A 14,035-nucleotide genomic window follows, 5' to 3' on the forward strand; every position below is an offset into this window, starting at 1 on the left:
TCAGAGGGCGCCCGTCCGGGCGTGACGGCGGCGCCAGTGGCTCGGGGTTTCTCCGGTCAGGCGGCGGAACAGCCGGGAAAAATGCGCCTGATCCGCCATGCCGCAGCAAAGCGCGATCTGCGCCAGCGGCTCGTCGCTCTCGCGCATCATCTGCTTGGCCCGTGCAATACGCCGGTAAAGCACATAGGCGTAAGGTGCCTGCCCGAAACTGTCGCGAAAGGCGCGACTGAAATGGCTGACGCTGAGGCGGGCAATCCCTGCCAGTTCCTCCGTGCGGATCATCTGGTGCAGGTTCTCCTCCACGAAACGGGCGATGCGCCGCACCTGCCAGGGCGCGAGCCCCTGCCCGCCCTGCCCCTGCGGGGCGCGGTCTTCCGTGGCGCCCTGCTTGTGGCTCGACAGAAGGCGCTGGGCCTGGTCGAGGCATTCCCGCGTGCGGTCGATGTCATCGTTGATGGACAGACCGGCTTCATCGAGCAGCGTCAGAAGCTCCGTGGCAAACTCGCGAGCCTCCAGGCCTCGTCCGGGAAGGGCGTAATGGGCAGGACCGGGTATCTCTGACACAGGCAATCCCTCGGTTTGACGGAAAGGAATTGCCAGATGTTAAGAAGCGCGACCGGGCGCGGCCAGTTAAGGCCCGTAAAGTTTCGTAAAGCCTGGTGAATGCCGGAAGCCATTGAGGCGCCGAAGCGACCGGATCGACTATCGGGCCCGGGTGGACAGTGGAAGCAAGCAGTTGGGCCGCGCAACGTCGAAATCCGCATGCCTGTTTCCCATGCGTCCCTTACGCGCCAGCATGATCCCTGTCATCAGCCGGCGCTGACGCCCTTGCCGTCAGTTGCGACCGGTTCGGCGCAGGCGCCCGGGCGGCTGGCCGAGCACCTGCACGAAATGCCGGCTGAGGTGTGACTGGTCTGAAAATCCGCAGGCGGCGGCGATTTCCGCCAGCGGCAGATCTGTTTCCTCGACAAGCTGGCGCGCACGCTCCACGCGCCGCGCAAGAAGCCAGCGGTAGGGCGTCACCCCGGTCGTCTCACGGAAGGCACGGATGAAGTAGCCACGCGACATCGAGCAGCTTTCGGCCACCTCGGTGACGGATACGTCGCGTGCGAGATTGGCGTCGAGAAACTCCTTCGCCCGCATCTCGAGGCGATGCGACAACGGCGGCAAACCGGCGCAAAGCGCTTCGCCGCCGCCGCCGCCATAGCGATGCAGTAGATGCGTCGCGATTGCCAGCGACACCTGATCGAGAAAGAGCCCGTGCGTCTCCAGCGGCCGTTCCAGCGCGGGAATCAGCGCCCGCACGAGATTGGACAGCACCGGATCGTCACAGGCGGCATGTTCCGGCATCCCCTCGACGGGACGCATGCGAACCTCTTCCGCCACCTGGCGCAGGTGGGAAGCACTCAGTTCGAACAGCATGAAATCGAAGGAGCCGACGATCTCCGCCCGATAATCCTCCGCAAAATTGCGCAGATAGATCGAGCCCGGAGCGAATTCGTAGTCATTGCGGGCGCGGCCGCGATAAATGCTGCGCTGATGACCCGGTGCCATGGAGACGCCGATCAGAAAACCGCGATCACTGGCGGGCAGGATGACCTCCGAAACGCTTTCGGAGACCACAGCCTTGCGGTAAAGGCGCACATCGTGACGGCACAATTCCTGATCCGTTGCGAGGGCCTTGGGCGAACAGCCGAGAGAGTCCCGATTGGCAACCTGATTGACCATACCGCTCTCCAGCTCCTCGCCCGGCGTCCTGCCGATCGCCTCTCGCGGATCGGCTGCAGACCATCCTGCCGCCCGATCTTTCGTCGCAAGCGATCGAAGCGCAGTCTTGCACATATCTGCCGTTGTGCAAAGCGCGGAGCTACGCCTTTCGCAGGCAGACCTGCTGCAGTGCCGTCACCATACCTCTATCCGAGAGACCACTATCCAAGATCGGCCAGAATCAGGCGCGGCTCGAACAGCGCACCGGCATCGGTGCGCGCGCGACGGCCGCGCGCGGTGTGATCCAGCAGGCGACGCGCATCCTCGCATTTCCCCTGCCTGACCAGAAGACGCGCCGATCCCGCCGCGGAAACTCCGTGCCGGGAATCCCGCAGGTCGAGACAGGCCATGGGTATGGGAACATCGCGCAAGAGCCGCGACGAACCGGCGATGAGGGCTGCCGCCAGATCGGCATCCCCGTCCGGGCCTGCCGCCCATATGAGCGCGGCGCGGATCTCCTCCACCAGCGCGGTAATGTCTGCAACGCAGTCTGCGCAGGCGCTCGTCGTGCCGGTGCGGGCAAGCGCAAGGATGTAGCGCGCATGGGCGCGATGCGCATTGTGCCAGGATGCCCCCTGTCGCAACCGGTCCAGCCCGTGCCGGCGTATGGTCCGGTAGAACCTGTATCGCGTCACTCCGTCCTTCTGCTGTACCGTCAGCAGCGAACTTGCCACGAGCGCCGCCACAGCGTCGATGACCGCGCAGGCCTGGATGCCGGCATCGCGCAGCACGACAATCGCATCATCCATCGAGAAACTGCCGCGGAAACTGCAAAGCCGCTCGAAGATGTCCTGATCCGGCTCGCAGAGGAGATTGACACTCCAGTCGATGGCAGCCTGGAGGGTGCGATGGCGCTCCAGCGCCGTCCGCCGTCCATTCGTCAGCACAGACAGACCCTCCTGCAACAAACCGCCAAGCTCTTGCAGGTTATGGGTGGCAAGGCGGGACGCAGCCATCTCGATGGCCAGGGGAATACCGTCCAGCTCCTCACAGATGTGGATGATCTGCGCCAGGTCCGTTCGGTTTGGATGGAAATCCGGTCGCAAGGCCTGTGCGCGCTCGATGAACAGGCGCACGGCGGGCGACTGGAGGATCTGGCATGCGGTGCCATGCAATCCTTCCTGCGGCGGGGCGAGCGGCGGCACCTGCAATACCCACTCGCCAGCCGCGCGCAGCGCTTCCCGGCTGGTGGCCAGCACGACGAGATTGGGCAAAAGGGCGAGCAGACCTTCGGCAAACACAGCCGCGGCGTCGGCAATGGGCTCGCAGGTATCGAGCACCAGCAGCACCGGCAAGGCGCCCACCGCCTGCAGGATCGCATCGTCCGGCACACGCTGACCTACCTCAAGGCCGAGCTGTCGGGCAAACGCTTCATGCAGTCCTTCTGCATCGGCAATGTGCGCAAGATCGAGAAGCAGCGCCGGGCTCTTGCGCTCGGCACTGAAGGCGGCGGCAACGGCAAGCGCCAGCGTCGTTTTGCCGATGCCGCCCGGTCCACAGAGCGTCAGCAGGCGGCGGCTTGCCAGCAGCTCGAGGCAGCGCGCCACCATTGCGTCGCGCCCCAGCATGCTGGCGACGGCTATCGGCACCGTGCTGCGAATGGCAGCGCCAGCCGGACCGGTCGGCGATGCGCCGACCGTCGGCAGGAGAAGGCGATAACCGCGACCATTCTCGTTGACGATCAACTTGCGATCGTCCCCATCTGAGGCCAGCAGCCGGCGCAGCATCGACAGATGCACGCGCAGCGCTGTCTCGTCGACGAACTGCTGCGGCCAGACACGGGTGAGAAGTTCGTTCTTGGAAACGAGATGCCCCGGCCGCTCCGCCAGTACAATGAGGATTTCCAGGGCGCGCGCACCAATGCGCACGGGTTCGCCGTCGCGATACAGCGTCCGCTCGGTCACGGAGAGCGACAGGCGGTCAGACAGTGTCACCTGGGTGAGCGGGGCGTGTTTCATGGAGAGCCTTCCTCAGGCGCGACATCACGGCAGCGGCTTCGAGGTTGCAATGTAAGGCACGACACACTGTCAGCTATAGGAGAAAAGTACCCGGAATTGGACGATGTGAACTACATCTTTGCAATGAGGTTATCGGCAATGGCAGATACTGCCGCAGGATCGCCCCTGGCGTAACGAACGGGCATCCCGTTCAGTGAAGCGTTCGCTGATCGGCAACCAATTGGATGCAGAGGGCGGCAATGATGTGCTGGAGGGCAGGTGAATTCCTGTCGTCCTCTCCGGAAAAGAACGGCACAAGAGCCAGTCCAAGCTTGTGAACGACCGGGTCCGGCGCGTTGCGGCGAAGACGGGGCCTGACACGCAGTTCCGGAAAGCGCAGAGCGACCTCATCCACAAGCGAAAACGGCACGACCACGCCGACCGCGTCCAGAGTGGTCGAGAGGCGGATCTCCGCACCGTCTGCCAGATCCACCAGACAAATGCTGCCCCGGTCATAGGTGCGCGGCGACAAGGCCTCGCCATTGCGCAACAGGTCGCAATGCGTGACGGAACCGAGATAGATCATCGCGAAATAGGCCGGCTGCGCCTCAAGGTGGAACACCAGTTCGGTGGTCTCGACGAGTGCCTGATGCAGCCGCCACGCCGACATCGTCTCCCGGCTGAAGGGCGCCACGCAAAGCGAGGGAAAGTGGGACAGGAGAAGAAGCTTTCCCGCGCCGTGATCTGATGATGCCGCCATGGCCTTCTCCGTGGGGATATTCTTCCGAGCCAGAGGAGACTTAGGCCCCAGGCCGAAAATTGGCAACACGCAAGCGAAAACCGTCATCCGGACACCGGCGCTCCGCCGCCGTTTCATCCCAAAATGATCGAAACCGGCAAAACGCGCGCCATTTTGCAAGCCGCGGCGTGTCACGGCGCCCGCCGGCGGCCGAACTCAGACCACCCGGATGCCCGCCATGAGAAGCGTCTGCCTCAGGGTCGCGATGAACACCCGCACCTTGGGCAGCACGAGCTGGCTGGTCGGGTAGACTGCCCAGATGGCGATCTCTTCCGGTGCGGCATCGGCAAGCCCGATCTTCACCAGGCGGCCCGCCGCCACGTCGTCATCGACATACCAGTCTGACAGCAGCGCCACCCCGCCGCCGGAAAGGCTTGCCGCATGACATCCGGCAATGCTGCTGCAGGAAAGCCGCGCATTCAGACGGACATGCCGCTCGCCGGCGCCGGAGACGAAGGTCCAGTGCGTCGCATTGCCGAGCGCAAGGCAGTCATGCCCGGCCAGATCCTCCACCCTCTCCGGCAGGCCACGCCGGGCGATGTAATCTGGACTTGCCACCAGCGTGCGCGGATTGTTTGCCAGCTTGCGGGCAATCAGGCTGCTGTCGCGCAGCCGCGCGATGCGGATCGCAAGATCCGTGCCGGTCGCAACCAGATCCGGCAGGCTGTCGCTGAGATCCACGGCGATCCTGAGATCCGGATTGTCATCCAGCAGCTTCGGCACGAAGGGCATGATGAATTTCAGGCCGAAGGAAATCGGCACGGATACCCGCAGAAGCCCGGCGACACCCAGCGTATCCGCCCTCAGGCGCGCCATGGCCTCCGCCTCGTTTTCCACCAGCGCCCGCGCAAAGGGCAGGAAGGTCTCGCCTTCCGGTGTCAGCGACAGCGAGCGGGTGGTGCGATGCAGAAGCCGGACCCCAAGCGCGGCCTCCAGCGCGGCCAGGCGGCGGCTGGCGATCATCGGCGTCAGGCCCAGCTGGCGCGCCGCCGCCGCAAGGCTGCCGGCGGTGACGGCAGCGGTGAAGACCTGCACATCGGCGGTATCCATTATATCATTTTCCGTTACACTGATCGGTCAATATTCATAACTAAATCGGAAATCGCAAAAAGGCTAGAGAAGGGACAGTTCATTCAAGCCCGAAAGGCGATGATCATGGAGACCACCACAGTCCATCCGGCGGCCACGCAGCAAGGCCTCGGCACAGTTTCCCTTCTGGCCATGGCAACCGCGACCGGCATCGCCGTTGCCAATGTCTATTACAACCAGCCGATGCTCGGGCTGATAGAGGCGGACTTCCCCGGGGAGCCGGCGACCGGCCTGATACCGACCGCAACGCAGCTTGGCTATGCCCTCGGCCTGTTCTTCCTGCTGCCGCTGGGCGACCTCGTCCATCGCCGCAGGCTGATCATCGGGCAATTCCTGCTGCTGGCTGTCGCCCTGGCACTGGCTGCGCTGGCGCCCAGCGGATTGACGCTGGCGATCGCCTCGTTCGTCGTGGGCGCAGGGGCAACGGTCGCTCAGCAGATCGTACCCTTCGCCGCCACGCTTGCCAGCCCCGAGCGGCGCGGATCGACCATCGGCACGGTGATGGCCGGCGTGCTGTCCGGCATCCTGTTCAGCCGCACGCTGTCCGGCTTCGTCGGCGCACATGCCGGCTGGCGGGACATGTTCTGGATCGGGGTACCGCTGGCGCTTGCGGCCGCTGTCCTGATGGCCATGACCCTGCCACATCACCGCCCGGCCTCCCGCATGCGGTATGACACGGCACTGAGGTCGCTCGCCCATCTCTGGAAGCGCGAACCGGCACTGCGCACCGCCGCCCTGATGCAGGCCGCGCTGTTTGCCTCCTTCAGCGCTTTCTGGACGGTGCTGGCACTCTATCTCGCCACGCCCCGTTTCCATCTCGGGCCCGACGTCGCCGGCCTGTTCGGCATCGTGGGCGCCGCCGGTATCTTCGCCGCACCGCTTGCCGGCCGCATTGCCGACCGCCGCGGCCCGCATCTGGTGGTCTGGCTGGGTGCGCTTCTTGCGCTGGCCGCCTGGATGATCTTTGGCCTGTGGGCATCGCTGGGGGCGCTGGTGATCGGGGTGATCATTCTCGACCTCGGCATTCAGAGCGCCCTGATCTCCAACCAGCACATCGTCTACGCACTCGATCCCGATGCCCGCAGCCGGCTGAATACGATCTTCATGACTGCGATGTTCCTTGGCGGCGCTGCCGGCGCGGCGCTTGCAACCTTCGTCTGGAGTCAGGCCGGCTGGACGGGCGTCAGCCTGCTCGGTGCCCTGCTTGCCCTTCTCGCCCTCGGCATTCGTGCCGCAAGCCGCGCCTGGCATCCGCGGACCGGCCGGCATGCCTGATGCCCCTTCGTTCCGGGAGAGCCACGGCCCCTCCCGGAACCTTGGCGCTTTCGCCTTCCCGCCATGGCGCAAACGTCCAAATCCCACCTGCAACATGCAAGAGGTGCCCGCGCTGCGGGCCTAAAACAACCCGGCACCCGTTCCGGGGCACATCCGTTTCCAAGAGGCACACATGTCCATCACCGCGACCCCGACGCCCGGCGCAAAGCTTCTGACGCCGCATGACCACACGCTGATCCTCATCGACTTCCAGTCGCAGATGTCGTTTGCGACAAAGAGCATCGACGCCGTGAACCTGCGCAACAATGCTGCGCTGATTTCCAACGGCGCCAGGGGCTTTGGCGTTTCCACGATCCTGACGACGGTGGCCGAAAAGAGCTTTTCCGGCCCGATGTTTTCCGAAATCACCGATGCCTTTCCAGGCCAGACGCTGTTTGACCGCACCTCGATGAACACCTGGGAAGATTCGGCCGTCATCGAAGAGGTCAACCGTATCGGCAAGACGCGCATCGTGCTGGCCGGTTTGTGGACCGGTGTCTGCATCGTCGGCCCGGCTCTCTCGGCCATTGATCAGGGTTTCGAGGTCTTCGTCATCGCCGATGCCTGCGGCGACGTTTCCGACGAGGCCCACAACCGCGCCATGGACCGCATGGTGCAGGCCGGGGCGCAGCCGATGACCTCGCTTCAGTATCTGCTCGAATTGCAGCGCGACTGGGCCCGCACGCAGACCTACGACATGACGACCGGCATCGCGAAGAAGTTCGGCGGCGCCTACGGCCTTGGCATCATCTACGCCAAGAGCATGTTCGGTGCCTCCGAAGGCCATTGAACCCGCCGCCGGTGCCCCTTTGACGAGGGGCACCTTGCTTGCGCCTTGCAGCCCCATTCTGAGGAGTGCCGCATGACTGGTTCCAATCCTTGCACGCCGTCCGTCGTCCTGGTGCATGGTGCCTGGGGTGACGGGTCCAGCTGGAGAAAGGTTGTGCCGCTGCTGATGGCCAAGGGCATCACCGTGCATGCGGTGCAGAACCCCACCACTTCGCTGGCCGACGATGTGAAGGCCACGCGGCGCATTCTGGACATTCTGGACGGTCCCGTGGTTCTGGTTGGCCACAGCTGGGGCGGCACGGTCATCACCGAGGCGGGCAATGACCCGAAGGTGGCAGCGCTCGTCTATGTCGCGGCCTTCGCGCCGCGCGCCGGCCAGTCCACCGGCGATCAGGTGGCTGCGTTTGCCGCCCCGCCGGGGCTTGGGGAAATCTCCACTGACGCGCTGGGCGGCTACTGGATGAGCCGCAGGGGCTGGACCACCTGCATTGCGCAGGATCTTCACGAGGAGGAGGCCGCAACGCTGTTTGCACTGCAGCCGCCGCTTGCCGCTGCGACCTTTTCCGACACGGTGGCGAAAGCCGCCTGGACGGACCTGCCCAATTGGTACGTCATCTCCACCGGCGACCGCGCTGTCAGCGTGGAGCTACAGCATCATCTGGCGAGGGTTCTCGATGCACGCACGACTGCGCTCGCTGCCAGCCACATGTCCCCCCTGTCGCAGCCGCAGGCCGTGGCGCAGGTCATCCTCGACGCCGTCGCGGAGATCGGTGCCACTGCCGGAGCGGCGGGCGACGCGACCAATGGTTCCCCGTCATGAAGATCTACCTGATGTCCCTCGGTGCCGGCATCCTCGTCGGCGTCGTCTACAGCCTGCTGAACGTGCGCTCACCGGCACCGCCCATCGTCGCGCTCGTCGGCCTCCTCGGCATTCTTATCGGTGAGCAGGTGCTTCCGCTGGCTCGAACCCTCTGGCGCAAGGAGCCGGCGGCGCTTTCCTGGCTGCACGAGGTCAAGCCGCACATGTTCGGCCATCTGCCGAAGGGCGTAAAGCCGCCCGTCGAGGTGCGTGCGACCGCTCCAGGAACGAGCGAGGACGCTTGATGCCGACGCGTCGTGCCTTCATCGGCGGGGCTTCCAGCCTCGCATCCCTGCAATTGCTGGCTGCCCGTTCCGCCGCCAGCGCCGCATCCACCGGAGATGTTTCCATGTCAGCCGATCTCCTCCTTCATCACGGCCTCATCACCACGCTCGACCGGACAAAGCCTGCGGCCTCCGCCGTCGCGATCAAGGACGGCGTGTTCATTGCCGTCGGCACGGACCAGGAGGTCATGGCGCATGCCGGGCCGGAGACGAAGATCATCGACCTGAAGGGCAAGCGTGTGCTGCCGGGGCTTATCGATAACCACACCCACGTCGTGCGCGGCGGGCTGAACTTCAACATGGAACTGCGCTGGGACGGCGTGCGCAGCCTGGCGGACGCTATGGACATGCTGAAGCGGCAGGTGGCAATCACGCCTGCCCCGCAGTGGGTGCGCGTGGTCGGCGGCTTTACCGAACACCAGTTTGCCGAAAAGCGCCTGCCCACCATCGAGGAAATCAATGCGGTGGCTCCGGACACGCCGGTCTTCCTGCTGCATCTCTACGACCGGGCACTTCTGAACGGAGCGGCTCTGCGCGCCGTCGGCTACACGAAGGACACGCCGAACCCGCCCGGCGGCGAGATTACCCGCGATACCAACGGCAATCCGACCGGTCTGCTGCTGGCAAAGCCCAATGCCGGCATTCTCTATTCGACGCTCGCCAAGGGGCCGAAGCTGCCCTTCGACTACCAGGTCAATTCCACCCGCCATTTCATGCGCGAGCTGAACCGGCTGGGCATCACCGGCGTGATCGATGCCGGCGGTGGCTTTCAGAACTATCCCGATGATTATGCGGTCATCCAGAAGCTCTCCGACGAGGGCCAGATGACCGTGCGGCTTGCCTACAACCTGTTCACCCAGAAACCGAAACAGGAAAAGGACGATTTCCTGAAATGGACGTCTTCGGTGAAATACAAGCAGGGCGACGACTATTTCCGCCACAATGGCGCCGGTGAGATGCTGGTCTTTTCCGCCGCCGACTTTGAGGACTTCCGTGAGCCAAGGCCCGACATGCCGCCGGAAATGGAAGGCGAGCTGGAGGAGGTGGTGCGGATTCTGGCGCAGAACCGCTGGCCCTGGCGCCTGCACGCGACCTATGACGAGACGATCTCACGTGCGCTCGACGTGTTCGAAAAGGTCAACCAGGACACTCCGCTCGAGGGGCTGAACTGGTTCTTCGACCACGCGGAAACAATTTCCGACCAGTCGATAGAGCGGATCGCGGCGCTTGGCGGAGGCATCGCCGTGCAGCACCGGATGGCCTATCAGGGCGAATATTTCGTCGAGCGCTACGGCCACGGCGCGGCGGAGGCCACGCCGCCCATCGCCCGCATGCTGGAAAAGGGCGTGAAGGTATCTGCCGGTACGGATGCCACGCGGGTTGCCTCCTACAATCCGTGGGTATCGCTTGCCTGGATGATTACCGGCAAGACCGTCGGCGGCATGCAGCTCTATCCGCGCGCCAACTGCCTGGACCGCGAGACGGCGCTGCGGATGTGGACGGAAAATGTCACCTGGTTCTCCAACGAAGAGGGCAGGAAGGGCCGCATCGAAAAGGGCCAGTTTGCCGATCTCGTCGTGCCGGACAAGGACTTCTTTGCCTGCGCCGAAGACGAGATCTCCTTCCTGACCTCGGAGCTGACGATGGTGGGTGGCCGCATCGTCTATGGCGCCGGGGACTTCAAGGCGCTCGACGAGAACGACGTACCACCGGCCATGCCGGACTGGTCGCCGGTGCGCGCTTTCGGCGGCTATGCGGCCTGGGGTGAACCGCAGGGCGCGGGACGCCATTCGCTTCGCCGCACGGCGATTGCGACATGCGGATGCGCCAATGATTGCAGTGTGCACGGACACGACCATGCCCGCGCCTGGACATCGAAACTGCCGATCAGCGATCTCAAGGGTTTCTTTGGCGCTCTCGGCTGCGCCTGCTGGGCAGTGTGAGGCCATCATGACGACGATTTCGCATCACGCATCGAAGCCACACCAGCCGCACTGGTTTGCATCCGCTCCCCTGCGTTTCCTGGCGCTGCTGGCCCTCTGCTCGGCCTATATCCAGGGGCCTCTGGTGAAGATCTTCGACTTTCAGGGCGCGCAGGCGGAAATGGCACATTTCGGCCTGTTGCCGGCACCGCTGTTTGCCGTTGGCGTCATCCTGTTTGAACTCACGATGTCGGCACTCGTGCTGTCCGGCTTCTATCGCCGGATGGCGGCGCTGGCACTTGCGGCCTTTACACTGGCGGCCACCGGTCTGGCGCTGCGCTTCTGGGAAATGCCGGCTGGCATGGAGCGCACCATGGCGACGAATGCCTTCTTCGAGCATCTCGGTCTGGCCGGTGCCTTTGTTTACGTGGCGGCGATGGAGACCGCAGTGCTGCGCGCGAAGGCCCGCTGATGCCAGCAGCGCGGCTTTATCCAAATCCGCGGCGGATGAGACAATCTCTTTGCTGCCCCTTTCGCTATCAGGATCTCGCGTCTTCCCTCACCCAAGCCACCGACACCGGAACAAGGGCCAAGCCTCATGACCCCGCACCTGCATTTTCTTCTGTCCCGCCGGCAGGCCCTGATGGCCAGCGCGAGCCTTTCCGCCGCGATGGCCTTGCCCGGCCTCGCTTTTTCGAAATCTGCAACAACCGCCACAAATGGAGCCACTCCCATGACTGCGAACTTCATCGAAACCAAAGATGGAACCAAGATCTTCTACAAGGACTGGGGCACGGGACAGCCGATCCTGTTCTCGCATGGCTGGCCGCTTTCGGGCGATGCCTGGGATGCGCAGATGTTGTTCTTTGCCCAGAACGGTTTCCGCGTGATCGCCCATGATCGTCGTGGTCATGGGCGCTCGGACCAGCCCTGGCAGGGCAACACCATGGACCAGTATGCGGACGACCTGGCGGAACTGATCGAAAAGCTTGATCTCAGGAACCTTATCATGATCGGCCACTCCACCGGTGGTGGCGAAGTGGTCCACTATATCGGCCGCCACGGCAATGCCCGCGTTGCCAAGGTGGTTCTGGTGGGCGCCGTTCCGCCGCTGATGCTGAAGACGGCCAGCAACCCGCAAGGCACGCCGCTTGAGGTGTTCGATGGGATTCGAAAGGGCACCGCTCTCGACCGCTCGCAGTTCTTCAAGGATCTCACCACACCCTTCTACGGCTTCAACCGCGACGGCGCGAAGGACAATCAGGGCTTACGCGATACCTTCTGGTTGCAGGGGGTGATGGGCTCGATCAAGGGTCACTACGACTGCATCCACGAATTCTCCGAGGTCGACTACACCGAGGACTTGAAGAAGATCGAATGCCCGACGCTCATCATCCATGGCGATGACGATCAGATCGTGCCGATCGCCGCTTCGGCGGAAAAGGCGGTGAAAATTGTCAAGAACGCTACGTTGAAGGTCTACAAGGGCGGCCAGCATGGCCTTGCCCAGCTTGAGGCCGAAAAGTTCAACGCCGACGTTCTTTCCTTCATTTCCTGACGACACATGCGGCTGCGGCCCGGCTGATGCCGGGCCGCAGCCTTTCCAGTTCAGACACGGAGGCCGCCAATGGCATCGGCATCGAGTGAAGAGAATGCGGGCGGCGCATTCGCAGCCCTTGGCGAAAGTGCGTTCGCCATTCTCTGGATCGCGACGATCCTCGGCAATACCGGCACGTTCATTCGCGATGTGGCCAGTTCCTGGCTCGTCACGGAACTGTCTGCGGCACCTGCGGCGGTCGCCACCATCCAGGCCGCCGGCACGCTACCCTTTTTCCTGCTCGCCATCCCGGCGGGCGTTCTGTCGGATATCTTCGATCGTCGTCGGCTGCTCATCGGCGTTCAGCTTCTGCTCGCCGCCGTCAGCCTGACGTTGATGGCGCTGGCCACGCTGAACCTGCTGACGGTCGAGGCGCTGATCGGTCTCACTTTCCTCGGCGGTATCGGCGCTGCGCTTGCCGCGCCAGCCTGGCAGGCGGTGGTGCCGGAGCTTGTGCCGCGTGAGCGCCTGAAAAGCGCGGTGGCGCTGAACTCGCTTGGCATCAATGTTGCCCGCGCGGTCGGTCCGGCGCTCGGCGGCGCGCTGCTCGCCGGTTTGGGTGCCTCGGTAACCTACGGTGCCGATGTGGCAAGCTATGTCTTCGTCATCGCGGCGCTCCTGTGGTGGAAGCGGCCGCGCGGTGAGGCGGACGTTCTGAAGGAGAATTTCACCGGTGCCTTCCGCGCCGGCCTGCGCTATGCGCGCGCCAGCCGCGACCTGCATATCGTGTTGCTGAGGGCCATCGTCTTCTTCGCCTTTGCCAGTGCCGTCTGGGCACTGCTGCCGCTTGTGGCGCGCAATCTGCTGAATGGAAGCGCTGGCTATTATGGCCTGTTGCTCGGGGCAATCGGCCTTGGTGCCATCTGCGGCGCGCTGGTTCTGCCAGCCCTGCGCCGACGCCTGGACGCCGATGGGCTTCTGCTGTTCTCTGCGGCGGTGACAGCCGCCGTCATGGTCATTCTGGCCTTCAGGCCGCCGCAGGCTGTGGCCCCCGCCGCCCTGCTGTTCCTCGGCATGGGCTGGATCGTGGCGCTGACGACGCTGAACGGCGTCGCTCAGGGCATTCTTCCGAACTGGGTGCGTGGCCGCGCTCTGGCCATCTATCTCATGGTGTTCAACGGTGCCATGGCTGGCGGCAGCCTCGGCTGGGGCGTGGTGGCGGAGGCGACCGGCATTGCGCCGGCGCTGCTGATCTCCGCCTTCGGGCTGCTGGTCGCGGGACTTGCCATGCACCGGGTCAAACTGCCGCGCGGAGAAGCGGATCTCGTTGCCTCCAACCATTGGCCGGAGCCTTTGCTCGCCGCCCCCGTCGCGCATGATCGCGGGCCGGTTCTGATCACGGTGGAGTATCGCATCGATCCCGCGCAACGGTCGGGCTTCCTGCATGCACTGTCCCGGCTTTCGCATGAGCGACAGCGCGACGGTGCCTATAGCTGGGGCGTGACCGAGGATTCCGGCGATCCCACTATCGTGCTCGAATGGTTCTTCGTGGAATCCTGGGCGGAACATCTGCGCCAGCACCGGCGGGTGTCGAAGGCCGATGCCGATCTGCAAGCCTCCGCGCTCGCCTTCCATCAGGGACAGGCCAAGCCGCTGGTTCGCCACTTCATTGCGATGGAGCGGCCAAAGCCGCATCGCTGACCGGGCCTTGCTTTCGGAAGATCAGGCTTGCCGTCGT

Annotated in this window: 13 protein-coding genes; 8 read left to right on the plus strand and 5 right to left on the minus strand. The window is 64.3% G+C overall.

All coding sequences use genetic code 11. The features are described 5' to 3' along the window. The 5 genes from KLP42_RS26855 to KLP42_RS08055 all read right to left on the minus strand — a co-directional run bounded on the left by KLP42_RS26855 (position 1) and on the right by KLP42_RS08055 (position 5,553). Positions 1–564, minus strand: coding sequence for a helix-turn-helix domain-containing protein (locus KLP42_RS26855; protein WP_353844836.1), 564 nt, complete (start codon positions 562–564; stop codon positions 1–3). A 270-nt stretch (positions 565–834) separates the two neighbouring features. Continuing rightward, complete coding sequence (locus KLP42_RS08040; protein ID WP_215565691.1) at positions 835–1,728, minus strand: helix-turn-helix domain-containing protein; 894 nt, start codon at positions 1,726–1,728, stop codon at positions 835–837. A 200-nt stretch (positions 1,729–1,928) separates the two neighbouring features. Continuing rightward, positions 1,929–3,725, minus strand: a complete 1,797-nt coding sequence (locus KLP42_RS08045; RefSeq protein ID WP_215565692.1) for an ATP-binding protein — start codon at positions 3,723–3,725, stop codon at positions 1,929–1,931. Positions 3,726–3,915: 190 nt separating this feature from the next. Further along, positions 3,916–4,638 carry a hypothetical protein gene (locus KLP42_RS08050; protein WP_215565693.1) on the minus strand — a complete coding sequence of 241 codons (723 nt, stop codon included), beginning with the start codon at positions 4,636–4,638 and terminating at the stop codon, positions 3,916–3,918. A gap of 21 nt (positions 4,639–4,659) precedes the next feature. Continuing rightward, the gene (locus KLP42_RS08055) at positions 4,660–5,553 is read right to left on the minus strand and encodes a LysR family transcriptional regulator (RefSeq protein WP_215565694.1); all 894 of its coding nucleotides are present in this window, start codon (positions 5,551–5,553) and stop codon (positions 4,660–4,662) included. 105 nt (positions 5,554–5,658) lie between these two features. Between KLP42_RS08055 and KLP42_RS08060 the strand changes: the two genes are divergently transcribed. From KLP42_RS08060 to KLP42_RS08095, 8 genes are all read left to right on the plus strand, one after another. Further along, positions 5,659–6,867, plus strand: coding sequence for an MFS transporter (locus KLP42_RS08060; protein ID WP_215565695.1), 1,209 nt, complete (start codon positions 5,659–5,661; stop codon positions 6,865–6,867). 178 nt (positions 6,868–7,045) lie between these two features. Further along, on the plus strand, positions 7,046–7,696 hold the full coding sequence (locus KLP42_RS08065; RefSeq protein WP_215565886.1) for a hydrolase: 651 nt from the start codon (positions 7,046–7,048) through the stop codon (positions 7,694–7,696). Between the two features lie 72 nt (positions 7,697–7,768). Further along, positions 7,769–8,515, plus strand: coding sequence for an alpha/beta fold hydrolase (locus KLP42_RS08070; RefSeq protein WP_215565696.1), 747 nt, complete (start codon positions 7,769–7,771; stop codon positions 8,513–8,515). Next, positions 8,512–8,799 carry a XapX domain-containing protein gene (locus KLP42_RS08075; RefSeq protein WP_215565697.1) on the plus strand — a complete coding sequence of 96 codons (288 nt, stop codon included), beginning with the start codon at positions 8,512–8,514 and terminating at the stop codon, positions 8,797–8,799. The genes KLP42_RS08070 and KLP42_RS08075 overlap by 4 nt, the downstream gene beginning before the upstream one ends. Beyond that, entirely contained in the window at positions 8,799–10,781 is a 1,983-nt protein-coding gene (locus KLP42_RS08080) for an amidohydrolase (protein ID WP_215565698.1), read from the plus strand. The genes KLP42_RS08075 and KLP42_RS08080 overlap by 1 nt, the downstream gene beginning before the upstream one ends. A gap of 7 nt (positions 10,782–10,788) precedes the next feature. Further along, positions 10,789–11,232 (plus strand): DoxX family protein, encoded by a 444-nt coding sequence (locus KLP42_RS08085; RefSeq protein WP_215565699.1) that lies wholly within the window; start codon positions 10,789–10,791, stop codon positions 11,230–11,232. Positions 11,233–11,493: 261 nt separating this feature from the next. After that, entirely contained in the window at positions 11,494–12,318 is an 825-nt protein-coding gene (locus KLP42_RS08090) for an alpha/beta fold hydrolase (RefSeq protein ID WP_252192842.1), read from the plus strand. A 69-nt stretch (positions 12,319–12,387) separates the two neighbouring features. Continuing rightward, a complete protein-coding gene (locus KLP42_RS08095) occupies positions 12,388–13,998 on the plus strand; it encodes an MFS transporter (protein WP_215565701.1) in 1,611 nt (536 codons plus the stop codon). The last annotated feature ends 37 nt before the right edge of the window (positions 13,999–14,035 follow it).

The organism is Rhizobium sp. CSW-27 (assembly GCF_018760785.1).
Taxonomy (GTDB): Bacteria; Pseudomonadota; Alphaproteobacteria; order Rhizobiales; family Rhizobiaceae; genus Neorhizobium.